The 24,661-nt window shown below is 63.4% G+C and carries 16 protein-coding genes; 7 read left to right on the plus strand and 9 right to left on the minus strand.

Annotated elements, in window-relative coordinates; genetic code table 11:
- Window positions 1-104 precede the first annotated feature (104 nt).
- The 5 genes from AB5Y98_RS19315 (at window position 105) to hisIE (ending at window position 8,910) form a co-directional block, all read left to right on the plus strand.
- Window positions 105-1,214 carry a two-component system response regulator gene (locus AB5Y98_RS19315; protein WP_368232585.1) on the plus strand — a complete coding sequence of 370 codons (1,110 nt, stop codon included), beginning with the start codon at window positions 105-107 and terminating at the stop codon, window positions 1,212-1,214.
- Window positions 1,207-3,360 (plus strand): PAS domain S-box protein, encoded by a 2,154-nt coding sequence (locus tag AB5Y98_RS19320; protein WP_368232587.1) that lies wholly within the window; start codon window positions 1,207-1,209, stop codon window positions 3,358-3,360. The genes AB5Y98_RS19315 and AB5Y98_RS19320 overlap by 8 nt, the downstream gene beginning before the upstream one ends.
- On the plus strand, window positions 3,357-7,328 hold the full coding sequence (locus AB5Y98_RS19325; protein ID WP_368232588.1) for a PAS domain S-box protein: 3,972 nt from the start codon (window positions 3,357-3,359) through the stop codon (window positions 7,326-7,328). The genes AB5Y98_RS19320 and AB5Y98_RS19325 overlap by 4 nt, the downstream gene beginning before the upstream one ends.
- A gap of 180 nt (window positions 7,329-7,508) precedes the next feature.
- A complete protein-coding gene (gene hisF, locus AB5Y98_RS19330; protein ID WP_011706044.1) occupies window positions 7,509-8,282 on the plus strand; it encodes an imidazole glycerol phosphate synthase subunit HisF in 774 nt (257 codons plus the stop codon).
- Window positions 8,275-8,910: a bifunctional phosphoribosyl-AMP cyclohydrolase/phosphoribosyl-ATP diphosphatase HisIE gene (hisIE, locus tag AB5Y98_RS19335; RefSeq protein WP_017782810.1), complete on the plus strand. Its 636-nt coding sequence runs from the start codon at window positions 8,275-8,277 to the stop codon at window positions 8,908-8,910. The genes hisF and hisIE overlap by 8 nt, the downstream gene beginning before the upstream one ends.
- Before the next feature lie 91 nt (window positions 8,911-9,001).
- Here the strand turns inward: hisIE and AB5Y98_RS19340 are convergent, their stop codons facing one another.
- The 3 genes from AB5Y98_RS19340 to AB5Y98_RS19350 form a co-directional block, all read right to left on the minus strand.
- On the minus strand, window positions 9,002-9,322 hold the full coding sequence (locus tag AB5Y98_RS19340) for a hypothetical protein (protein WP_017764440.1): 321 nt from the start codon (window positions 9,320-9,322) through the stop codon (window positions 9,002-9,004).
- Window positions 9,323-9,388: 66 nt separating this feature from the next.
- Window positions 9,389-10,087, minus strand: coding sequence for a YafY family protein (locus AB5Y98_RS19345; protein ID WP_017788109.1), 699 nt, complete (start codon window positions 10,085-10,087; stop codon window positions 9,389-9,391).
- Window positions 10,088-10,280: 193 nt separating this feature from the next.
- Window positions 10,281-11,903 (minus strand): acyl-CoA synthetase, encoded by a 1,623-nt coding sequence (locus tag AB5Y98_RS19350; protein ID WP_368232591.1) that lies wholly within the window; start codon window positions 11,901-11,903, stop codon window positions 10,281-10,283.
- A 635-nt stretch (window positions 11,904-12,538) separates the two neighbouring features.
- Here AB5Y98_RS19350 and AB5Y98_RS19355 point away from each other — a divergent pair.
- A complete protein-coding gene (locus AB5Y98_RS19355) occupies window positions 12,539-14,065 on the plus strand; it encodes a YfcC family protein (RefSeq protein WP_368206603.1) in 1,527 nt (508 codons plus the stop codon).
- 54 nt (window positions 14,066-14,119) lie between these two features.
- On the opposite strand, the gene AB5Y98_RS19360 is transcribed toward AB5Y98_RS19355, so the two are convergent.
- On the minus strand, window positions 14,120-14,308 hold the full coding sequence (locus AB5Y98_RS19360; RefSeq protein WP_017764436.1) for a hypothetical protein: 189 nt from the start codon (window positions 14,306-14,308) through the stop codon (window positions 14,120-14,122).
- A 503-nt stretch (window positions 14,309-14,811) separates the two neighbouring features.
- Between AB5Y98_RS19360 and AB5Y98_RS19365 the strand changes: the two genes are divergently transcribed.
- Entirely contained in the window at window positions 14,812-15,357 is a 546-nt protein-coding gene (locus tag AB5Y98_RS19365) for a glycine zipper 2TM domain-containing protein (RefSeq protein ID WP_016350791.1), read from the plus strand.
- 134 nt (window positions 15,358-15,491) lie between these two features.
- On the opposite strand, the gene AB5Y98_RS19370 is transcribed toward AB5Y98_RS19365, so the two are convergent.
- The 5 genes from AB5Y98_RS19370 to AB5Y98_RS19390 all read right to left on the minus strand — a co-directional run bounded on the left by AB5Y98_RS19370 (window position 15,492) and on the right by AB5Y98_RS19390 (window position 24,614).
- Window positions 15,492-18,710 carry an ExeM/NucH family extracellular endonuclease gene (locus tag AB5Y98_RS19370; RefSeq protein WP_368232593.1) on the minus strand — a complete coding sequence of 1,073 codons (3,219 nt, stop codon included), beginning with the start codon at window positions 18,708-18,710 and terminating at the stop codon, window positions 15,492-15,494.
- Between the two features lie 525 nt (window positions 18,711-19,235).
- A complete protein-coding gene (xdhC, locus tag AB5Y98_RS19375; protein WP_368232596.1) occupies window positions 19,236-19,721 on the minus strand; it encodes a xanthine dehydrogenase iron sulfur-binding subunit XdhC in 486 nt (161 codons plus the stop codon).
- Window positions 19,718-20,596 (minus strand): xanthine dehydrogenase FAD-binding subunit XdhB, encoded by an 879-nt coding sequence (gene xdhB / locus AB5Y98_RS19380; RefSeq protein ID WP_368232599.1) that lies wholly within the window; start codon window positions 20,594-20,596, stop codon window positions 19,718-19,720. The genes xdhC and xdhB overlap by 4 nt, the downstream gene beginning before the upstream one ends.
- Window positions 20,589-22,907, minus strand: coding sequence for a xanthine dehydrogenase molybdenum-binding subunit XdhA (gene xdhA, locus AB5Y98_RS19385; RefSeq protein ID WP_368232602.1), 2,319 nt, complete (start codon window positions 22,905-22,907; stop codon window positions 20,589-20,591). Before xdhA ends, xdhB begins: the two co-directional genes overlap by 8 nt.
- A 330-nt stretch (window positions 22,908-23,237) precedes the next feature.
- Window positions 23,238-24,614: an NCS2 family permease gene (locus tag AB5Y98_RS19390; protein ID WP_368232819.1), complete on the minus strand. Its 1,377-nt coding sequence runs from the start codon at window positions 24,612-24,614 to the stop codon at window positions 23,238-23,240.
- Window positions 24,615-24,661: the final 47 nt, after the last annotated feature.

The following is a 24,661-nucleotide window of genomic DNA, read 5'->3' on the forward strand; positions in this document are numbered from 1 at the left end:
CTGCGGGCCTCTCTCCAGCAAGGGGTAAATCGGGGTAAGTCCTTATTACTTGGTAACAATTGACTCTATACTCGAACTCACTGAGACAACGTCACGGAGGATCTATGTTTACATCTCACTCCGCCACCATCCTGATTGTCGACGATTCCCCCGAGAATCTGATGGTGCTGACCGACCTGCTCTCCTCCACCTACCGGGTGCTCGCGGCCCAGAGCGGAGAGAAGTGCCTGCGCATCGCCACCGGCAAGATCACACCGGACCTCATTCTGCTGGATGTGATGATGCCTGGTATGGACGGCTACGAGGTGCTCAAGCAGTTGCGTCTCAACGGGCACACCAGCCGCATCCCGGTCGTGCTGCTCACCGCCCTCGCCGATCCCCAGAGCGAAGAGTACGGCCTGTCGCTGGGAGCCGCCGACTACATCACCAAACCCATCAAACCCGCCATCGTCCAGGCCAGGGTACGCACCCAGCTGGAGGCCAAGCAGGCCCGCGACGGTCTGCAAAACCAGAATGCCGCGCTGGAGGCCGAAGTGGCACGGCGCATGGCGGAAAATGATCTGACCCAGCAGGTCTCCATCCGCGCCCTCGCCCATCTGGCGGAGATCCGCGATCCCGAAACCGGCAATCACATCCTGCGCACCCAGGGCTATGTCAGGCAGCTGGCCAGCGCGCTGTCGACCCATCCCCGCTTTGCCGAGACCCTGACCCCCCGCTACATCGACCTGCTGAGCCGCTCGGCCCCGCTGCACGACATCGGCAAGGTGGGCATACCGGATCAGATCCTGCTGAAACCGGGCAAGCTGACACCCGAGGAATGGCAGATCATGCGCACCCACGCCAAGCTCGGCAGCGATGCCATCGAGGAGGCAGAACGGGACATCGATCAGCCACTGGTATTTCTCACCCTGGCCAAGGAGATCGCCCACTGGCACCACGAGAAGTGGGACGGCAGCGGCTATCCGGACGGTCTGAAGGGAGACGCCATTCCTCTCTCGGCCCGCTTGATGGCGCTGGCGGATGTGTTCGACGCCCTCATCAACGTGCGGGTCTACAAGGCGGCCATGCCCTATGACGAGGCGCGCGCCCTGATCCTCTCCGGCAGCGGCCAGCATTTCGACCCGGACGTGGTGACCGCCTTTGACAATCACTTCGACGAGTTCATCGCCATCGCCGAGCGCTACAAGGACGACAACGAGGTCCCTCATGGCTGAACGGCCGCCCTTGACCCGGGCCCATGTACTCAATGTGGTGCTCACCTATGCCGCCGTGGCGAGCCTGTGGATCCTGCTCTCCGACAAGGCGGTGGAGTGGCTGTTCAGCACCCCGGCGCAATTTGCACTGGCCAGTACCATCAAGGGGTGGCTGTTCATTGTCATCACCGCCACCCTGCTCTACGCCATGCTGCGCCGGCACATCGATCAGCCCACCGTCAGCAGCACGCCATCGAGGCGCCAACTGCTTCCCTTTGTGCTGTTCAATGGCCTCATCATCGCCCTGACCGCCATGGCCATCGCCCAGAACATCAATCTGACCCAGGACAAGGAGGCGACCCGGCTCGAGACCATCGCCGACCTCAAAGGCAAGCGCATCACCGAGTGGCTCAACTCCCGCGAATTCGACGCCCATATCCTGCTGGAAAACCCGCTCTATGGCGCCCTCTATCGCGAAGCCCAGACCAGCCATGCCGGCCAGGCCGACCTGATGGCCAGGCTCGATGAGTTTCTCTCCATCCGCCGTTTCAGCGCCGCCACCGTGCTGGCGCCGAGTGGCGAGGTGCTGTGGCAGACGCAGGGGGCCAGCGGTCTCAACCGCGCGCTGCGCAATGTCCTGACCAGTGTCAGCGCCGGGCGTATCACCCGGGTGGGCCCCTACCTGGACGAGCAAGGGCATGCCCGGCTCGATTTCATCGCCCCCCTGCCGGTGACCGACGGCAAGCCCCCCCTGATCGTGCTGCAGATCAGCAGCAGTGATCCCCTCAACAGCATTCTCAAGACCTGGCCGGTACCGGACAGCAGCGGCGAGGCCCTGCTGTTTCGCCGCAACGGCGAGCAGATCCAGTTCATCAATGACGTCCGCTATCGTCCGGATTCGGCCCTCACCCTGCAGTTGCCGGCCAGCAGCAAGGAGCTGCTGGCGGCCCAGTACCTGCGCCATGATCACGACGCCCAGGACAAAGCGATCTTCTTTGGCCGGGACTATCGCAACGTGCCGGTGTTTGGCACCGCCCGTCCGGTGCTGGGCACCGACTGGTACCTGCTGGCCAAGATAGACGAGGCGGAGCTCAACCGCGCGGTATTGAAAGAGAGCATCTGGATCGGGCTCATCGGCCTGCTTGCCCTCTTTATTACCAATGCGGGCATAGTGCTGCTGCGCCAGCACACCCGGCTGCAGATGGCCGAGCAGGTTCGCCAGTCCCAGGCTGGCCGGCTGCAGGCGCTGCAGTTGCTCTCCGCCATCGCCGACAGCTCGGAAGACGCCATCTTCGCCAAGGATCTGGAGGGCAAGTACATCCTGTTCAACCGCGCAGCCAGCCAGTTCGTCGGCAAGTCGGCCAGCGAGATGCTGGGCCAGGATGACACTGCCATCTTTCCCCCCGATCAGGCGCGCATGCTGATGGAGATTGGCCGCCAGGTGATTGCCAGCAACCGGGTGCAGACCCAGGAGGAGTTTCTGACCCTGCCAGGCGGCGAGCGGGTGTTTCTCGCCACCAAGGGGCCGCTGCAGGGCAGCGATGGCGAGGTGATCGGTATTTTTGGCATCTCCCGCGACATCACCGACTTCAAACGGGCCGAGGCGGGCCTGCGCGAGCGTGAAGGATTGTTCCGCGCCCTGGTGGAGCAATCCCTGGCCGGCATCTACATCATCCAGCAGGGTCAGCTCTGCTACATCAACCCCGGTTTTGCCCGCCTGTTCGGCTACGGCTCGACCGCGGCGCTGCTGAAGATTGGCTCCCTGCCAGCCCTGGCCAGTGCCAAGGACAGCGCCAGAGTGGCCGAACAGCTGCAGCGCTGCGAGCAGGAAGACAGCGAGATCCACACCCGCTTCACCGCCCTGCATCATGATCACCAGAACATCGAGATGGAGCTGTACGGCCGGCGCGTCGACTACCGTGGCCAGCCCGCCGTGCTCGGCCTCTTGCTGGACATCACGGAGCGGGAGCAGGTCGAACAGGCCCTGACCCGTCAGGCGAGCGAACTGCGCCAGCAAAACAACGAGCTGGAGCGGTTCAACAAGGTGATGGTGGACAGGGAGCTCGCCATGCTGGCCCTCAAGCACAAGATCAATGAGTTGTCGCTCCAGCTCGGAGAGCTGCCCCCCTATCCGCAGGCCCCCACTCCGCCGGAAGAGTCCCTATGATGAACTGGTCTTCGCTGTGGCATCTTCGCCCCACCAAACAGCGCTGGGGCGTCTGCCTGCTGGCACTGCTGCTGCCCGTCCTGATGCTGCAGATCCGGGTCCAGCTGCCCATCGCCTTTGGCGAGCGCCCCCTGCTGGTGCTGTTCATGCTGCCCATCATCGTCTGTGCCCTGCTGGGGGGCCTGCTGCCCGGTCTGCTCTGCACCCTGATGAGCGGCCTGCTCACGGCCTACTTCGTGTTGCTCCCGGTCCACGAGCTGCGCATCGACTCCGGCCAGGATCTGGTGCAGTGGGGCATTCTGGAGGTCAACGGCATCCTCATCAGCCTGCTGAGCGCCGCGGTGCACCACTCCCGCAGCCGGGAGACCCAGCGTTGGCAAGAGCTGGCCAGCATCCAGTCCCGTCTGCAACAGAGCGAAACCCGCTTCCAGGCCACCTTCGAACAGGCGGCGGTCGGCATTGCCCTGGTCGCCCCCGACGGCAAGTGGCTGCGGGTCAACCAGCGGCTGTGCGACATGGTGGGCTATCAGGCCGACGAGCTGATGGGAATGACCTTTCAGCAGATCACCCACCCGGACGATCTCTTCATCGACCAGACCTATGTGACCCAGATGCTGGCCGGCGAACGCCAGCAGTACACCCTGGAGAAGCGTTACCTGCGCAAGGGGGGCGAGATCCTCTGGATCACCCTGACGGTGGCACTGGTCAAAAACCTCAAGGGGGAGCCCGACTACTTCATCTCGGTGATCGAGGACAACCAGCAGCGCAAGGAGGCGGAGGAGGCCCTGCGCCGCAACGAGGGGATCCTGCGTGAATCCCAGCACCTGGCCAAGATCGGCAACTGGCGCTGGCACATCGCCGATGACAGCCACTTCTGGTCGCCGGAGATCTACCGCATCTATGGCCGCGATCCCTCCCTGCCCCCCGCCATCTATCCCGAAGTGAAGAAGTATTTCACCCAGGAGGGGTGGCGAACCATCGCCCAGTCGGTCGAGCGCTGCCTGCAGGATGGCCTGCCCTACGAGTGCGACGCCGAGGTGATCCACGATCAGGGTGAGCCGGCCTGGATCATCGCCCGGGGGGCGGCGCTTCGAGACAACGAGGGGACCATAGTCGAGCTTTACGGCACGGTACAGGACATCACGGAGCGCAAGCTGGCAGAGCAGCAGTTGCTGCACAACCAGCAGATAGCGCTCGATACCCAGCGCCGCGCCCGACTGGCGGCGCTCAATCTGATGGATGACGCCATCAGCGCCCGCATCCGCGCCGAGACCACCAGCAGCGCCCTGCGCGAGAGTGAACAGCGGTTGCTGCTGGCCCAGGAGGGGGCGCACATCGGGATCTGGGAGTGGAACATCCAGAGTGGTCGCCTCTACTTCTCCCCCGAATGCGCCCGCCTCTATGGCCGCAGCGCCGAGCAGCTCAGCGAGATCCACACCTGGCAGCGCTGCCTCCATCCGGACGACAAGCCGCGCATCGACAAGCTGCTGGCAGACCTTCCCGCCGGCGGCAAACCGGTGGAGCTCGAGTTCCGGATCCTGCTGCCCAACGGCGAGGTGCGCTGGCTCAGCAGCAAGGGCAGCGTCTATCGGGATGCCCAACAGCGCCCGCTGCGCCTGCTCGGCATCCATCTGGACATCACAGAGCGCAAACTGGCCGAGCAGCAGCTGCGCCAGCTGTCGCTCGCGCTGGAGCAGAGCCCGGACGGCGTCTTCATCACCGATACCCAGGCCCGCATCGAGTATGTCAACGTCGCCTTCCTGACCACCAGCGGCTACCAGCAGAGCGAAGTGATCGGCCAGACCCCGACCCTGCTGCGCTCCGGCCTCACCCCCAGGGCCACCTATATTGCCCTGTGGGACGCCATCAAGCACGGCCAGCGCTGGCACGGCGAGTTCATCAACAAACGCAAGGACGGCTCCCACTATCATGTGCTGGCCACCGTCTCCCCCATCCGCCAGGAGAACGGGGTAGTGACCCACTACGTGACGGTACAGGCCGACATTACCGAGAAGAAGCAGCTCGGCGAGGAGCTGGATCAATACCGCTACCACCTGGAGGAGATGGTTGACGAACGCACCCTGCAACTGGCCCAGGCCCACCAGCGGGCGGAGAGCGCCAACCGGGCCAAGAGCGCGTTTCTGGCCAACATGAGCCACGAGATCCGCACCCCCATGAACGCCATTCTGGGGCTCACCTATCTGCTCAAGCGCGACACGCCGGATCACACCCAGCAGGAGCGGCTGGAGAAGATCGACAACGCCGCCCAGCACCTGCTCACCATCATCAACGACATTCTCGATCTCTCCAAAATCGATGCCGGCAAGATGGCGCTGGAGCAGAGCGACTTCTCCCTCACCGCCATGCTGGACAACGTCAGCGCCCTGATGAGCGAGCAGGCCCGCGCCAAGGGGCTCACCATCATAGTCGACATCGGCGACACCCCGGCCTGGGTGCATGGCGACATCACCCGTTTGCGCCAGGCGCTGCTCAACTACACGGCCAATGCCATCAAGTTCACCGAGCAGGGCTCGGTCACCCTGCGGGTACGACCGGAGCGCCAGCTTGGCAGCGACTATCTGCTGCGCTTCGAGGTGGAGGACACCGGCATCGGCATCAGCCCGGAACAGACCGAGAAGCTGTTCCAGGCCTTCGAACAGGCGGACGTCTCCACCACCCGCAAATATGGCGGCACCGGGCTGGGGCTCGCCATCACCAGCCGGCTCGCCACCCTGATGGGCGGGGATGTGGGGGTCAGCAGCACCCTCGACAAGGGCAGCTGTTTCTGGTTTACCGCCCGCCTCTCGGCAGGAGTGGGCGAGCCGCAACAGCCCGCCCGACTGGAGCAGACGGTGCAGCAGGCGCTCTTTTTCGCCAACCACGCCAGGGTGCTGCTGGTGGAGGACAACGCCATCAACCGAGAGGTGGTGCTGGAACTGCTCGGCAACAGCGGCCTGGTCATAGAGACGGCGGTGAATGGCCAGGAGGCGCTGGCGCGCGTCAGTCAGCACCCCTTCGATCTCATCCTGATGGACATACAGATGCCGCTGATGGATGGCTACAGCGCCACCCGCGCCATCCGGGCACTGCCGGGTTGGGATAAGGTGCCCATTCTGGCGCTTACCGCCAGTGCCTTCGAAGAGGACAGAAGGGCCTGCGAGTCCGCCGGCATGAACGACTTTATTGCCAAACCGGTCACCCCGACCCGCCTGTTTGCAGCGCTGCAACAGTGGCTGCCCAACAGCTCAGCCGCCAAACCTGGTTATCAGCGCCGGGCCAACGATCTGCTGATCGGCCCCCTCGCCCGCCTGCAAGGGGTGCCCGGGCTCGACCTGCAACAGGGGCTGGCGGTGTTGCAGGGCAACCAGAACAAGTACGTGACCCTGCTGCGCCACTTCGCCAGCGAACACAGTCTGGACATGCAGCAGCTGGCCGCTCAGCTGCAAACCGGTGACAAGCCCGCTGCCACCCGGCTGGTGCACACCCTGCGCGGGGTGGCCAGCACCCTGGGGCTGGTCGAACTGGCCGCGCTCTGTCAGCAGCTGGAGCAGGCCCTTGCCAAAGGGAACCCGGCCCCGGCCGAGCTGATGATGCCCATCGAGCGCCACCTCTCTGAGCTGCTCAACCTGCTGGGAGAGGAGGAGCGCCTGGTCCCCGCCACCTCGGCCCCCCTTGGCGGCCAGTGGCAACAACCGCTGCTGCGTCAGATGGAAGATCTGCTGCTGCAAAGCGACACCGCCGTGCTGCCGCTGTTCGAGCAGTATGTCGCCCCCCTGATGCTCACGCTGGGCGCCCGGGGCGAGACGCTGGCACGCCAGCTCAAGGTGTTCGACTTTGATGGGGCCCTGCTCACTCTGCGGGCACTGCTGGCAACGGATGATGCTCATGGGGAACCCCTGGCACGCCAGCCCGATGGCAGCAAGGGATCCCAGGGGGCCAACAGGGCGGATAAAGGGTTGAATCACTGAATAAAGTCGTGCATATAGTGGTGTTCCCCCGCGCGAAAACACCGTCCGGATCCGGTCTTTTCTCCCGTACAGGAACCCGCTGTTAAAGCATGCCATTGACATTTTTTCACTCGCCACCGGGCTCTCGGGCCCGTTAGCAACAACGTTAGTTTTAACAGTGCTTTACATGGAGCAACGAGCATGTTGTCAAAGCGTATTATCCCCTGCCTCGACGTCAAAGATGGCGTGGTGGTCAAGGGAGTGCAGTTTCGTAATCACGAGGTGATGGGCGGCATCGTCGAGCTGGCCCGCCGCTACGCCAGCGAGGGGGCCGACGAGCTGGTGTTTTACGACATCACCGCCTCGAGCGATGAGCGGGTGGTGGACAAGAGCTGGGTGAGCCGGGTGGCCGAGGTCATCGACATCCCCTTCTGCGTCGCCGGTGGCATCAAGAGTGTCGAAGATGCCCGCCAGATCCTGGAATTCGGGGCCGACAAGGTCTCCATCAACTCGCCGGCGCTGGCCGATCCCACCCTCATCACCCGCCTGGCCGAGCGCTTCGGCGTGCAGTGCGTGGTGGTGGGCATAGACTCCTATTTTGATGCCCAGAGCGGTCACTATCAGGTCAAGCAGTTTACCGGCGACGAGAGCCGCACTCGCACCACCGCCTGGCATACCCTCGATTGGGTCGAGGAGGCGCAAAAGCGTGGCGCCGGTGAAATCGTGCTGAACGTGATGAACCAGGACGGCATGCGCCAGGGCTATGATCTCGAGCAACTCAAGCTGGTGCGGGCCGTCTGCAAGGTGCCGCTCATCGCCTCCGGCGGCGCCGGTGCCATGGAGCACTTTCGCGATGCCTTCACCCTCGCCGACGTGGACGGAGCGCTGGCCGCCTCCGTGTTCCACAAAGGCCTTATCCCCATTCCCGAACTGAAACGCTGGCTGAAAACCGAAGGAGTCGCCATCCGTGAATAATCAAGCTGTAAACAACGACGTATCGCTGGCTGAGCGCCTGGACTGGGCGAAATGTGACGGCATGATCCCCGCCATCGTCCAGCATGCCGCCAGCGGCGAGGTGCTGATGCAGGGATTCATGACCCGGGAAGCCCTGGATAAAACCCTGGCGACCGGCCAGGTCACCTTCTTCAGCCGCAGCAAGCAGCGCCTCTGGACCAAGGGGGAGAGCTCGGGCCATGTGCTCCAGCTGGTCGCCATCACCACCGACTGCGATCAGGACTCCCTGCTGATCGCCGCCAACCCCGTCGGCCCCACCTGCCATCTGGGCAATCCCTCCTGCTTCGACGGCCACCCTGTGCCGCCCCTTGGCTTCCTGGCCGAGCTCGAGCAGATCCTGGCCGCACGCAAAGGGGCAGATCCGGCCACCAGTTACACCGCCAGCCTCTATGGCAAGGGCACCAAGCGCATCGCCCAGAAGGTGGGTGAAGAGGGTGTCGAAGTGGCGCTCGCCGCCATGGCCAAGGATCGGGAGGAACTTATCAACGAATCCGCTGACCTGCTCTACCACCTGACGGTCTTGCTGCAAAACGAAGGGCTGGCGTTGAAGGATGTGGTACAGCGGCTTTATGAGCGCCACACCAAGTGATGACCAACCGGTGAAGCACAAACGGGCCCTGATGGGCCCGTTTCCTTTAATGGTCAGCACCGGCACGAAAGCCGGCAGGCCGCACACTCTCTCAGCCGATACGGGTCCAGAAGCTCATGCTCACCGAGTCAGGATCCAGCAGAGTCAGGTACTCCCCTGCAACGGCATTGTGCAACCACTGCTGGCAATAGGCTTCGACCAATGACTGGCTGGGGGCCATCACCAGGTCAGCATAGAGGCCGTCGGTGCCGCGCAGCAGGCAGTGCACAATGAGTTCGGACTGCTGGACAAGAAATTCGGACTCGACCCTGTGTGCCAGGGCAAGCAAATCCGCCTCCGTCACCCCCTCCTTGAGCCTGAAAGTGGCAAACTCGACGCCCCCTGCCCCTTGCATGTCTCCCTTGATGATCATCTTGTTCTCTCCGTTGTGGATGGTCTGGAGAAAACAGCATAACGAAGGGCTACTGACAGCCTTGTGTCAGTCCTGAATTGCCGTTTCGGCACCACTGCGCACATGGGTGAACTCGTCCGACTGTCGCAGGGTGAGGTAATCGGCCAGGGTCACGCCAGGGGGCGCCCCTTCCCTCTGACGGCACTGTGCCAGGGTATCGATGCGATCCACCCTGAAATCCCGGTAGGCCTGACGCAGCGCACACCAGGCGCCGAGCGTCCAGCATCCGCCCCAGTAAAAGAGCCCGAGGGGATAGATGTGGCGGCCCGTCTTGCAGGCTTTGGCATCCTGATAACCTATTTCCAGCCAGCGGCCGGCGGTGATGGCCTCGTGCAACTGATCCCAACGGGCGTATACCGGATGCGCCGTGCGATAGTCCGGTACCCGCACCACGGGGTCGCAGTCCACCTGAATACCCTGTGCCGGCAAAGCGGCCTCTATCTTGGCGAGCAGGGCCCGGGCCGGATCGGCCATCCCCTTGCCGGTCAGCACCGCCACCAGATTCACCCCGGTGATAAGGGCCTCCAGCTCGGCTGCGCTCAACTGCAAGGGGGCCATCTCGAACCCCTCGCTCAGCCGATAGCCCAGCCCGGCTTCACCATAAACGGGAATGCCAGCCAGAGAGAGATCGTCCATATAGCGGTAGATGGTGCGCTCCGAGACACACAGACGCGTTGCCAGCTCGCGGGCGGTCAGAGGCTGGTGAGCCCGCAGCAGGTTGGTCAATTGAAACAGTCGATCCGATTTTCTCACGGGTATCCTCAGGCTGGCGGGACATGCCGGCCATGGTAAGCCGGGACGGGCTCGAAAGGCACGTATTGTTGGCTGGCAACCGCTACCGGCGAGGCCTTGCTTCCTGCATCTCGTAAAGCAAAACGGGCCCGCAGGCCCGTTGATTGACTTGGCGCTCTCGTCAGAGTCACCCCAGCTGCTGGCGCAACATAAATTTCTGCACCTTGCCGGTGGAGGTTTTCGGCAGTGGGGTGAAGATGATGCGCTTGGGGGCCTTGAAATGGGCCATCTGCTCGCGGCAAAACTCGATGAGTTCGGCCTGGCTGAGTTCGCGCCCCTCCTTGAGCTTGACGAAGGCGCAGGGCACCTCCCCCCACTTCTCGTCCGGCATGGCGATCACCGCCACCTCGTCCACATCGGGGTGGCGATAGAGCACGTCCTCCACCTCCAGGCTGGAGATGTTCTCCCCACCGGAGATGATGATGTCCTTGGATCTGTCCTTGATCTCCACGTAACCGTCCGGGTGCCACACTGCAAGATCACCGCTGCGAAACCACCCCTCCGCCATCGCCTCGGCGCTGGCGACCGGGTTCTTGAGATAGCCCTTCATCACCACATTGCCGCGCAGCACGATTTCGCCCATGGTCTTGCCATCCCGGGGGACCGGCTCGCCGCTGACCGGGTTGATGACCCGCATCTCTCCCTGCAACGGTGAGGCTACCCCCTGACGCGCCTTCAGACGCGACAGCGTGGTGGCATCCTGCCCCTGCCAGCTTCTTTGCGGTTCGCACAGCACGCAGGGGCCATAGGTTTCGGTCAGACCGTAGACGTGGGTCACGGCGATCCCCATCGCCTCCATGCCAGCGATCACGGTGGCGGGGGGCGCCGCTCCTGCTGTCATCGCCTTGATGGGGTGGTCGAGCCCGCGTTTGAGGGCCGGATCGGCGTTGTTGAGCATGTTGAGTACGATGGGGGCGGCGCAAAAATGGGTCACCTTGTGCTCGTGCAGCGCCTCATAGATGGCTGCCGCCTGCACATGGCGCAGGCAGACGCTCACCCCGGCCGTCGCCGCCAGGGTCCAGGGGAAGCACCAGCCGTTGCAGTGAAACATCGGCAGGGTCCAGAGATAGACGCTGTGCTTGGGCAGCTCCCAGGAGAGCACGTTGTTGACCGCATTGAGGTGGGCGCCGCGATGGTGATAGACCACCCCCTTGGGGTTGCCTGTGGTGCCGGAGGTGTAGTTGAGCGAGATCGCCTGCCATTCATCTTGCGGCAGCCAGCCGGGCTCATCCCCGCTCCCCTCGGCAAGAAACCCCTCATAGGTGAGCTCGCTTATTATCTCCCCTTGCTGATAGAGGGGATCGTCGATGGCGATCAGCAGCGGCTGGTTCTCGACAAGTGCCAACGCCTTTTGCACCAGGGCGCCAAACTCCCGGTCTACCAGCACCACCTTGCTCTGGGCATGCTGGAAGATAAAGGCCATCGACTCGGCATCGAGCCGGGTGTTGATGGTGTTGAGCACGGCGCCGCTCATGGGCACCCCGAAGTGGGCCTCGAACATGGCCGGGGTATTGGGGGCGACGATGGAGACGGTATCCCCCTCGCCGATGCCGCGCAGGCGCAGGGCCGAAGCCAGCTGGCGGCAGCGTCGCTCGGTCTGGGCCCAGCTCTGGCGCAGGGGGCCATGGATCAGCGCCGGATAGTCGGGGTAGACCCGGGCGGCCCGTCCCAGAAAGCTGATGGGGGTCAGCGCCTCATAATTGGCGGGATTTTTTTCCAGATCGCGCTGATAGATGTTCTGCTCTGTCATCGGGTTCCTTCCTCGCAGGTAGCAAAAGCGGTGCGCTCCCGGGAGCGCCGGCAACCATCCTCTGGCGTCCTGCCAGAGGGTGCTCGTATCGGGGATCACAGCCTAGCGCGAGGCGATGGCCACAGGTATTAGCAAAACGTCTTAGAGGTGCTGCGCCGGCGCCGCCAATCTGACCGAGCTGCATGCTGGTGCCTGTTTTTTCAGCGACAAATATCGACGGCCAATATCCTCAGCATAAAACCCGGCAAATAATGAATATGCTGATGTTGGCATGCAAGCTGGCCATATCGGGTTGCAGGCTTGCCGATATCGATATATTTCGAAACAATGCCAGCTGGATATTTATGGCATAAGCAAGCACATCGGTTTATTGCCAATAAATTAATGACCAATCACTCATGAAATATATTTTGTGACGGCTTCCATAAAGCAGGCCCGCAGCGCTGTTCATGCTTCCCCTCGGCGGGTTATGGTTTCCTGGTGAAACAATCTACCGGATGTTCAATATCAGGCCAGATTTCTCGCCATACGATGCGCCATAACCAGTGAGTTTGCGTACTCCCGCTGCATGACGAAGGAACCCTATCGACCCGATATTCCGCCGAGCCCGAACCTGCTTTATCGAGGAGCATTTTATGTGTGCCGAGCCGAATAACCAGACCCGCAGACAATTTCCCACCGCGTTTACCATCTTGTTTTTGATCATGTTGTTGGCCATCGCCCTCACCTGGATAATTCCGGCGGGCGCCTATGCCAAGCTCTCTTATAATGCCGCCAGCCATATGCTGACCATCAACACGCCGCAAGGGGAAACCCGGCGAGTGCCCGCCACTCAGGATGAGCTGACCAGACTCGATATCAATATCGGGGTGGAGCAGTTCGTCAATGGCACCATCCGCAAGCCCATCGCCATCCCCGGTACCTATGAGCGGCTGGCCCAGGCGCCGAAGGGACTCTCCGACGTGGCGGTGAGCATGGTCAAGGGCACCATAGAGGGGGCCGACATCATCGTCTTCATCCTGGTACTGGGTGGGCTTATCGGCGTCATCAACAAGACCGGCGCCTTCAATGCCGGACTGGTGGCGCTGTCGCGCAAGACCCGCGGCAACGAGTTCCTCTTTGTGGCGCTGGTCTGCTTTGTGATGGCGCTAGGGGGCACCACCTGCGGGCTGGAGGAAGAGGCGGTCGCCTTCTATCCCATCCTGGTGCCCATCTTTCTGGCGCTCGGCTATGACGCCATCGTCTGCGTGGGGGCCATCTTCCTTGCCGCCTCCATGGGCACCACCTTCTCCACCATCAACCCCTTCTCGGTGGTGATCGCCTCCAACGCCGCCGGCATCCCCTTTACCGAGGGGCTGAGCTTTCGCGCCGTCGGCTGTCTGGTGGGCACCCTGGTGGTGATCGGTTACCTCTACTGGTACTGCAAGAAGATCAAGGCCAACCCTGCCTTCTCCTACACCTACGAAGACAGAGAGAGCTTTCGGGCCCGCTTCCTGAAAGAGGGCTCCCTCGATGAAGGGGTCCCCTTCACCCTGCGCCGCAAGATCATCCTGACCCTGTTCATCCTCGCCTTCCCCCTGATGGTGTGGGGTGTCTCCATGGCTGGCTGGTGGTTCCCGCAGATGGCGGCCTCCTTCCTGGCCGTCGCCATCGTCATCATCCTTATCTCCGGCCTCAAGGAGAAAGAGGCTGTCGAGGCCTTCACCCAGGGAGCGTCCGAGCTGGTGGCGGTCTCGCTCATCATCGGGCTGGCGCGGGGGGTCAACCTGGTGCTGGATCAAGGGATGATCTCGGACACCATTTTGGCCTATGCCTCCAGTCTGGTGGCCGGCATGCACGGCGGCGTGTTTGCGGTGGCGCAGATGCTGGTGTTCACCCTGTTGGGGCTGGTGGTGCCCTCCTCTTCGGGGCTGGCGGTGCTCTCCATGCCCATCATGGCGCCGTTGGCGGATACCGTGATGATCCCGCGCTACATCGTGGTGTCGGCCTACAACTGGGGACAGTACGCCATGCTGTTCCTGGCCCCCACCGGGCTGGTGCTGGTCACCCTGCAGATGCTCGGCATCCAGTTCAACCAGTGGGTCAGGTTCGTGCTGCCCATGGTGGGCTTCGTGCTGGGCTTCGGCGCCCTGATGCTGGTGGCGCAGGTGATGATGCTCTAGCCCCTGACCCCGGCGGCGGGGTCAGGCTTAAACTGCGGTGCAGATCCGGGGGAACTAGTGGCGCACCCTGTGCTGCTGGCGAAAACAGAAGAGCTTGAGGCTGATGTCGGCAAGGTCGGCGGGCAGCTCCTGCGCCGTCTCGCAGAGGGGTTGATAGAGGGAGTCCAGCAGCCGCTGGGCTTGTTCCCGGGTGATGATGCCGGCCTGCACGGCCGGTTGTATCCATCTTGGCAGCATCGACATATGAACCCCCTTGCTGACCGGATGACCGCAGCCAATCTGGCCTGACTGCGGGTGGCGCCTGCCGGCTCACATTGGTGCGAGCCGCCATAGACACGCGATTGATTCTCTCTGCCAACAGAGCAAGCATAATGCTTGCCGTGATCTGTTATCGGCCGCCAATCCTCCCGGCAACAGTGATTTATCAAGCGGTTGGCGCACCCTGACTGACGCTGGTGGATGACAAGCCCCTCTGGTTTGCCATTAGGCCAGCCGGCGGTGGCAGGAGATTGGCGCAAAATGGGAAAATAGGCCCAGCTGAATCGCAAAATGCCACTCGCAGATCGCTTTTGCTGCCTTCACCCCGCCTTTGTCGCCAAAGCCCGACACCTTTTTGGCGAGGCACTTTTCGGTGCAGTCAGGGGTTGTCGTGCCCGCACGGGCTTTGCCTTGTGCCTCCTTGCCCTTGTGCCAAGATGAGCGCAAGCAAGAGACGCATCCCGTGATGCATTTGAGGAGAAGAGAAAATGAACAAATCCATGTTGGCAGGAGTCGGGATCGGTGTGGCCTCTGCGCTGGCCTTGTCAGCCGCCGCCAGCGGATCCCTGTTTTCATCACAGCCTCAGTTCGCCGAAGTGCTGGCCAGCAAAGCGGTGACCGAGACCATCAAGACCCCCCGTCAGGAGTGTCGCAACGTCACCGTGACCCACCGCAAACCGGTGCAGGACGAGCACAAGATCCTGGGTACCGTGGTCGGTGCGGCGCTGGGCGGCGTGCTCGGCAACCAGTTCGGTGGCGGCAACGGCAAGAAGGTGGCGACCGCCGCCGGCGCCGTGGCAGGCGGCTACGCCGGCAACCAGGTGCAGGGCAACATGCAGGCCGGTGATACCTACACCACCACAGAGCAGCGTTGCAAGACGGTGCAGGAGAGCAGCACCCGCACTCTGGGCTATGACGTCACCTACCGCCTCGCCGGTCAGGAAGGGGTGATCCGCATGAACAAGGCCCCCGGCGCCACCATCCCGGTCAAGGATGGCAAGCTGGTGATCGACGGTCCCCAGAGCGGCAGCTGATCCCGTCGGCTGGTCCCTCTCAGAGGCCCATCCTGGTGATGGGCCTCGTTGTTTTCGGCACTTTGGCCTGCAACAGCAAGGTGGCCAACAACAGAAAGGGGCCCGCAGGCCCCTTTCTCATTGCTGAATCATCCTCAGTGGCGACCGAAGGGCCACCAGGACTTGTCGTTGTCCAGAATGTCGACCCGGGTCTCCTGCAGGTTGCCCGGCTGGCCACCTTGCAACGCAGCCAGACTCACCTTGAACTGCTCGGTGGGCTCGACAAACCAGTCATCGATGATCAGCACCTTGACCGACTTGCTGCCTCCCTCGCCCGCGGCCCAGCTCACCGACTGACCGAACCAGGGCAGGAAATCCAGCCCCCAGCGCGCCGTGACTCCGTCAAGGGCCACCCGGGCCCGGGCCGGCTTGCTCAGATCGCCGCTGCGCACCAGCGGGATCTCGGCAAACCACTGCCCCTCGTTCACCGTCAGGCTGGCGCGTGCCAGCGAGATGGTGGATGGCGCCAGCTTGTCCTTGATGGTCACCAGGGTCTGGTGCTGATCGCCCAGGGTCGCGCCGCTCGCATCAAACAGCTCCAGAGTAAAGGTCTCGTCCCCCTCGTGCAGGGTGTCGCTCTTCACCGGGATGCTGATGGTCTGGCTGTCGCTCTGGCCAGCGGCCCAGTGCAGGGTGCCGATGAGGGGCGCCACGTCGCTTGCGTCCGCGCTGCCGTAGGCAATGCGATAGCTGACGCTGGCCTCCCCATAGCTGCCGTCGCGGCGCGCCACGCTCAGGGTCAGGGTGTTGCCCTCCTCCACGTTCGCAGCGGCGCTCTCGAGGCTCAAGACCCCGGCGGGCGGCAGCGGGTACTGGATGGCCACCAGCACGGGATCGTGATCCGAGGCGCTGAAGGGCCCTTCGGATTTCGCCAGCTGGCCGCTGTACTTGCTGCCGTACTCGAAGAAGTTGCTCTCGGCGGAGTTGATGTGCCAATCCTCGATGCCGATCACCTTGGCCGCGAGGCTCGGGTTTGCCAGGGCGTGATCCAGGTTGCCGAGCTCCCCTTCGTAGCTGTAGGAGTAGGTGTCGGAGCCGTGGAAGCGGGTGTTGAGGTTGACAAGGCCATACCCCTTGCCAAGGGCGCTGCCGCTCTCCTCGAAGGGTTGACCCGCCAAGGTGGTGAAGGAGGCGCTCATGATCTGACGCGATTGGGCGGCCGGATCATAGTCGGTCAGCACCCGGATGGGATCCTCCATGCCGTAGGCGTTCATGTCGCCGATGAGCAGCAGATCCCCGGCCAGATCCTTGAGGTGCTCCCCCAGTACCTTGGCGGCAGAGACCCGCAGCGCATTGCAGTGGCCCTGGCCGTCCAGCGGATCGGCAGTGGCGTAGTCAGGGTAATCCTCGAAGCAGGCGGAGCCCTTGGACTTGAGGTGGTTGACCACCAGGGTCAGCGGCGCATCCCCCTTGGGCGAGCTGAAGCGCTGCACCAGCGACTCGCGCATCCCTTGGTTGATGGTCACCGGCTTGCCGCTGGCGTCCACCGCCTCGGCCTGCTGCACCGGCAGCGCGATGAGGCTGGCGGCCCCCTCCGGGGTCACCTTGGCGGGCCGGTAGATAAGCCCCACCGTGATGGCGTCGGTGCCTATCGGCTTGCCATCCGGCGAGGCAATCCAGCGGTAGTGATCCGCCTCGTCCGGCAGGGCGGCGTTGAGGGCAGCCACCAGGTTGGCGATGGCGGAGTTGTCACCGTAGCCGTTGTTCTCTATCTCCATCAGCCCCACCACGTCGGCGTTGAGGCGGGTGATGGCGCTGACGATCTTGGTGCGCTGCAACTCGAACTCCGCCACCGTGAGGGCGCCCCGGTTGCTGCCGGTGGGGTTGGCATCGCCCCCCACGACCGTGGTGAAGAAGTTGAGCACGTTGAAGCTGGCGACCCGCAGATCCCCCGCCTCGGCGAGCTCGGGGGTTTCCACCCGATCCCAGCCGCTGTGATCTATCTGGCTTGCATCGATGCGGTTGCTGGCCACCAGCCTGAACAGGTTGTAAGAGTAGCCAAGCGCCCCCTCCAGCCCATTGAGCTTGTCGCCGATGCGCAGGTAACCATCCTCGGCGTTGAAGCCGGGGAACCAGGGCAGCACACCGTCCGGCGCCTTGGCGTCGGTCTCCACCACCAGCTGGTTCTGCTGGTTGCGCAGGGCCCAGTTGTTCGCCTCCTGGCTCATGGCGGCAAATTTTTGGGTCGACTTGATGAGCGGCGCGCCATAGGCCAGCACCAGATTGTTGCGCTTGCCGTCGTAATCGAAGCTGAAGTTGCGGGTCACCACCAGGCTGGATTCAGGCACCAGTCGCACCTGCATCCCCTCGTGACGTTCCAGCAGCTGGCTCAGACTCTCCCCCGCCACCGGCACCAGATCCACCGCAGCCGGTACAGCCCCAGCGGGCCGGGTCACCACCAGCTCGTCGGCGTTGAGCTGGGTCTGATTGAAATACTCTTTCACCTTGCCAGAGACGCACACCTCGGCGCCCGGCACGATGGCAGCGTTGGCCTTGGTGCTGTAGACGAAGAGGCCGTCGGAGGTGGCCGGATCGCCGTCCCCCTGCTCATCCTGAATGAAGAAGCCCTTGTAGAGGCCGCTCACTACCTGAGTCACCACACCGCGGGTGGCGTAGGCCTGCTCCGATTCAAACTTGCCGGCCGGCACCAGCGGGCTGCTGGTACCGGTGCCCTGAATGGCGGGCACCGGCACCAGGCTATCCACCGGGCAGACGAAGGCGGGCGGCTGGGTGCCATCGCAGGGACCATCGCCGCTGCAGCCCAGGCCACTGGCGTCATCTTTCGGGGCCGCCACGTATTCGAGCGCCGGATCGAAAGGCGAAGCCGCATCGACCCGGCCGGTGGTGACGGTGGCCTTGCGGCGCAGGGTCATGTCCAGGGTCGAGACGTTGCCCGACACCCAGGCCGTGCCCGGATCCACACCGACCTGGCCGAAGCTGTCCACTATCTCGTTGCCGCGATAGAGCACCAGGGCGTCGTCACCGTTGAACACCAGGTTGCCGCTGGTGCGGTTGGCCTTGGCCAGGATCTCGCTGCTGGCGGAGGGGTTGGCCAGCACCAGGGTGGCGCCCGGGGCCAGGGTGCCCTGCAGCGCCAGGCTGTTGGTAGGTGATTCGCTGATGGGTTTGCCGTTGGCGTAGAGGGCCAGCCGGTATTGGGAGAGATCGACGGCATCGCTGCCGAGGTTGCTCAGCTCCACCGCCTTGTTGTTGCCCGAGCCTTCCAGGTATTCGCTGATGAGCAGCTGTGCCTGTGCCTGTCCCGCCAGCGCCAGCCCGACGGCCAGCGCTACCAGAGAGTGTCTTCCTGACATGCCAGTTTCCTTTTCTTTTTGACGTTATGTTTTGCGCCCCGCCAGGCGGGCCGCAGCACCTTGTTACGATTCTGATTGAGCATCATGGCGGCCTCGGCCAGCCAAGGCGCCTACTCTGCCCGTTTCGGCACAGGGCCGCCGCGAGCTGGCTAACAATTACAGAAAAATGTTGCGGTCACGTGACGAAAAAGGGGCTTTTTTTCAGCCCCCTTGCCGTTATTTTCCGTTATTTCCCGCCCACCGGTATTTGCTGCCGCCAATAGGCAAAAGAGGCGCACAAGATGGCGACACAAATTGACATAGTGCGTAAAAACAGTCGCTTGCCATTTCCAGGCCGCTACGCGGACCAGACTGTTCGTTATTTGTGCTGACAGCCCGGCAGTGCAGTATGCCTGCTCCCCAGTGCCCGCCCGAAATAACGGGATGCACACTTTACCTGCGCGCCTGAAATAATCTCTCGGTTATTTAAGCGCTGTCATCCCATGCAAGGCTGTCGTTCGGAGGGAGCATCGCAGGAGAGCCCCGTCACCCCTTGCAGCACTTCTTCACCGCCCGCACCACGTTCTGGTAACCGGTGCAGCGGCACAGATTCCCCGACAGGCCGCGGCGGATCTCAGCCTCGGTCAGCGGACGGCGATCTGTCTTGTCGAGCAGGGCGGCGCTCGCCATCACGAGGCCTGGGGTGCAAAAGCCGCACTGCACCGCCCCCTCGTCGATAAAGGCCTGTTGTACATCGGAGAGCTCATTCCCCTTGCGCTCCCCCTCCACGGTGCGAATGGATTTGCCATCGGCCCATACCGCCAGATAGAGGCAGCAGTCGATGGCCACGCCATCGACCCGCACGGTACAGGCGCCGCACTCGCCGACACTGCACCCCTCTTTCACGCTGATCAGCCCCTGCCCGCGCAGGAAGTGAAGCAGCGACATGGTGGGCCGCACAGCATAGGAGTAAGGCTTGCCGTTGATCTCGCACTGGATCGCAACAGTGGGACAGCTTTGCGGTTGCATCATAGGATCTTGCCTCCGGCACGTTCGACGGCGCAGGTGATCACCCGCTGCGCCAGGGTTTTGATCAGGTGCAGGCGAAATTCCTTTTCTGCCCGCCAGGAGGAGCGCGGCGCCACGTCGGCTACCACCGCATCGGCAATCGCTGCCAGTGTGGCGCGAGTCAGGGGTTGCCCCTCGGCCGCCGCTTCGGCGTGCGGGGTGCGCACCGGCGTCGGCGCCGCCACCCCGTAAGCCAGCCGCAGGCGCTTGAAGTGACCATCCTCAATCTGGCAGTAGGCGGCGCAGCCTATGGTGGCGATATCCATGGCCCCTCGCATGGCGTACTTGAAGTAGTGGGAGCCCACCTGGGGGTGCGCGTCCGGGGCAAAGTGAAACGCCACCAGGATCTCCGCTGGTTGCAGCGCCACCTTGCCCGGGCCGGTGTGAAAACCGGCGATGGGGATGCGGCGCGTGCCATCGGGGCCGGCGATCTCCAGCTCGGCTTCCAGCGCCACGGTGGGCGCCGCCGAGTCGGCACTGGTGGCGCCGTTGCAGATGTTGCCGCCATAGGTGGCGACGTTGCGGATCTGCGGGCCGGCGATGGTGGCAGCGGCCTCGGCCAGCATCGGCAGGCGGCGCTGCACCAGCTTGTTTTCGATGAGCTCGGTAAAGGTAGTGCCGGAGCCGATGCGAATAGCGCCGTCGGCCAGCTCGCTCACCCCCTTGAGTTCCGGCAAGTCGTGAATATCGACGATATGGCGATAGGCGGCGTTGAGGTGATGGAGCTGGATCATCACATCGGTGCCACCGGCCAGCAGGCACGCCTCGGGGTCGGCCTGGCGCAGGGCAACCGCCTCGGCCACACTGTGGGCCTTGTAATAACGGGCAATATCAAACATGGCGTTGCTCCTCCCCTGATCCCTCGCCAATCAAACCCGCGGCGACAAACTCCCGGAACAGGGTCTTGGGGGTGATGGGCAGCTCGTTGATGGCCACCCCGGTCGCCATGCGAATGGCGTTGCGAATGGCCGGGCCCGGCGAAATGATGGGCGGCTCCCCCAAAGATTTGTGGCCATAGACCGACTGGGGCTCGTAAGTCTGCACGAAATCGCATTCGAGATCGGGCAAGTCCAGCATGGTAGGGAACTTGTAGTCGAGCAGGTTGGGGTTGCGCACCACGCCGCTCTTGGCGTCGATGATCATCTCCTCGAACAGGGACCAGCCGATCCCCATCCCCATGCCGCCGTGCACCTGCCCCTCTGCCAGCTGCGGATTGAGGATCTTGCCCGCATCGTGCAGGTTGAGGATGCGATTGATGGTCACCTTGCAGAGATCGATGTCGACGCTGAGATCGACAAAGGTGCAGCCAAAGCTCGGCGGGTTGGTGGTGGTCTTGTGGGAGACTTCCGAGGTGATCTGGCCGCCGATGGTGAGGTGGTAGTAGGCGTTGACCGACACCTCGGCGACGCTGATGAGCACCTTGTCCGGTGCACCGGCCAGCACCACGTAGCCGTCGACCAGGGTGAGCGATCCCACATCCTGATGGCAGAGCTGGGCCGCCAGCGACAGGATGCGGGCCCGCAGCTGCAGCGCTGCCTGATGGATGGCGGGGGCCGCCACATAGCTCTGGCGCGAGGCGAACGAGCCCGGATCGTAGGCGGTAATGTCGGTATCCTGAGTCGAAATGACCCGGATCTGATCAAACGGGATGCCCAAGGTCTGGGCCGCCATCTGGGCAAAGACGGTGTCCGATCCCTGCCCTATCTCGGTGGCGCCGATCTGCAGATTGACGGTGCCATCCTGATTGAGCAGCATGCGGGCGCCGGCAATTTCGACCCCCACCGGATAGGTGTTGGATCCATAACTGAAACAGGCAACCCCGATGCCGCGCCGTACCCGGCTTGCCGGATCCTGTGCCAGACATTCGGCCTTGAGCCGCTCCCACTCGAACTGCTCGCTACCCCGGCGCAAACACTCGGGCAAGCCGGCGCTGTAGATGGTCTTCTGGTTGACCTGATTGACATCCCCTTCGCGGGCCACGTTGGCTATGCGCACTGTAAGCGGATCCAGACCCAGCTCGGCGCAGGCATCATCCAGCATGCATTCGAGGGCAAACACCACCTGGGGCGCGCCGTAACCGCGCATGGCACCGGCGGTGGGCAGGTTGCTGTAGAAGGTTTTGGCGTCGTAGCCAAAGGCACTGCGCGGATAGAGGTAACTTATCTTGTTGGCGCCGGCGCTGGCGATGGAGTGGCCGTGGGAGGCATAGCCGCCGGTGTTGGAGAGCACGTCCAGTTGATACCCCTTGAGCACGCCATCCCGGCTGATGCCAAGGGTGCCGTCGATGGCAAAGCCGTGGCGGGTACGAGAGGCAAAGAAGCACTCCTCCCGGCTAAAGGTCACCTTGACCGGCACGCCGCCGAGCTTGTAGCTCAAAAACGCCGCCATCGGCTCTTCCAGCACATCCTGCTTGTTGCCAAAACCGCCGCCCATGTAGGGCTTGATCACCCGCACGCTCGACCAGGGCAGGCCGAGGGATTTGGCCACCCGGCTGCGCACAATCTGGGGGATCTGGGTGCTGGTCACGACTATGATGTGGTCCGGCTGATCCATGTAGGCGTAGCAGGTCACCGTCTCCAGATGGCAGTGCTGCACCACCGGCGTCTGGTAGTGCCCCCTGAACTGCAAGTCGGCGGCGGCGATGGCCTGCTCCGGCTCTCCCGCCCGGATCTGGCTCTGGCGCAGCAGGTTGCCGGTCGGGTGGATGGGACAGGCCCCCTCGGCCAGGGCGCTGGCCGCATCCGTCATCACCGGCAGCGGCTCGTAGGTCACCTTGACCAGGGCGGCGGCCTTCTCAGCGACCAGCGGATCGCGGGCCACCACGATGGCGACGCCATCGCCAAAGTGGCGCACATGGTCGGTGAGCAGGCGCCGGTCTTTCACGTCCCGTTTGGTCTCATCGAGAGACCAGGCGTGGCCGGCGGTACGAAAACAGGTGGTGGGCACATCCTCGTGGGTGAACACGGCTTCAACCCCGTGCAGGGCCAGCGCGTCGCTGGCGTCGATGGTGAGCACCTTGCCGTGGGCGATATGGCTTCGCACGTACTTGGCGTGGCGCATGCCGAGCATGATGTTGTCGTCGGTGTAGCGGGCGCTGCCGGTCACCTTGGCCTCGGCATCCACCCGCTTGAGCGGTAATCCTATGGACATATGCAAGTCCTTTGTCAGGCAGAAAAAATCAGAACCGGTATAAAAAACAGCAAGATATGCGCCCGTTTCCGGCACCTCGGGCCAAGCGGGGGGCAAAGGCGGCGAGCAAAGGGAAGAAGTGTGAAGAAGATCCCATCCGGCGCCCATCAGGCTCTCCGTCATGGCCGTGACCGGCCCCGCAGCAGCTCCCCATGGAGGACTCGGCAGCGCCATTGCCGGGCGGCGTTATCAATCTGGTAAGCCTCGTTATCAAAATGGTATGAGTACGGTTTGAAGGGCGGGGCCGGCCAAGAGAGGCTGGCCCCGCCATAGAGAAGGAAATGATCCGGACTAGATGGCCCAGCCGCCGGCGTAGAAGAGCACCAGCGCCAGGGCGATGATGACGGTGCCGACGTTGAGCTTGCGCCACTCCTTCGAGCAGATGCGGCCGATCACCAGGGCGCTGAAGCCCAGCATGATGCCGGTGACTATGTTGCAGGTGAGCACGATGAAGACGGCGCACAGCAGGCCGGACATGGCGCCGACGAAATCATCGAAGTCGAGCCGGGCGACGTTGCTCAGCATCAAGAGCCCCACGTACATCAGCGCCGGTGCGGTGGCATAGGCCGGCACCAGGTAGGAGAGCGGCGAGAGGAACAGCATCAACAGGAACAAGACCCCCACCACGGTGGCGGTGAGACCGGTCTTGCCCCCTGCCGCCGTGCCCGCCGCCGATTCGATGTAGACGGCGGCCGGCGCGGCCCCCACCAGACCGGAGAAGATGCTGCTGATGGAGTCGGCGCTGAGCGCCTTGCCGCTGTTGATGATGTGACCGTCCTTGTCCAGCAGGTTGGCCTGCCCCGCCACGGCGCGAATGGTACCGGTGGCATCAAACACCGCCGTCATCACCAGCGCCAGCACGCTTGGCAGCACCAGCGGCGAGAGCGCCCCCATCACGTCCAGGCTGAAGATGAGGGAGTTGCCCTGCTCGTCGGCGAGGCTCGGCATGGCGAACAGCCCCTGGTACTTGACCGCCGGATCGAAGATGAGGCCGAAAATGGAGATGGCGATGATCACCAAGAGGATCCCGCCCGGAACTTTAAGCTTCTCCAGCCCGACGATGATCGCCAGCCCGATGAGGGACATGATGACCGGCATGGAGGTAAAGGCCCCCAGCGCCACCGGCAGCCCCTCCAGCGGGTTCTTGATCACCAGCCCCACCCCGTTGGCGGCGATCAGCAGCAGGAAGAGCCCGATGCCGATACCGGTGCCATGGGCGATCCCCATCGGCAGGTTGTCGAGGATCCAGCTGCGCACCCCGGTCACCGAGATGGCGGTAAACAGCACCCCCATCAGAAAGACGGCGCCGAGCGCCACCGGGATGGAGATCTGCTGCCCCAGCACCAGGCTGAAGGCGGTAAAGGCGGTGAGCGAGATGGCGCAGCCGATGGCCATCGGCAGCTTGGCCCAGAGTCCCATCAGCAGCGAACCAAAGCCCGCCACCAGACAGGTGGCCACGAACACGGCGCCGGGCGGAAAGCCCGCCTTACCGAGCATGCTGGGCACCACGATCACCGAATAGACCATGGCGAGGAAGGTGGTGAGCCCCGCCAGCACCTCCTGGCGCACGTTGCTGCCCCGCTCGCTGATCATGAAGTAGCGATCGAGTGCGCCGCCGGCGGGCTGTCGTCCCGCCGCCGCCCCCTTGTCCGCAACTGCCCCGTCCATCTCGTTTATCCTGTTTGTCTGGCTCATGGCCGACTCCTTCCTGCATC

It is taken from the genome of Aeromonas sp. s3, assembly GCF_040907805.1.
Lineage (GTDB): Bacteria > Pseudomonadota > Gammaproteobacteria > Enterobacterales > Aeromonadaceae > Aeromonas > Aeromonas dhakensis.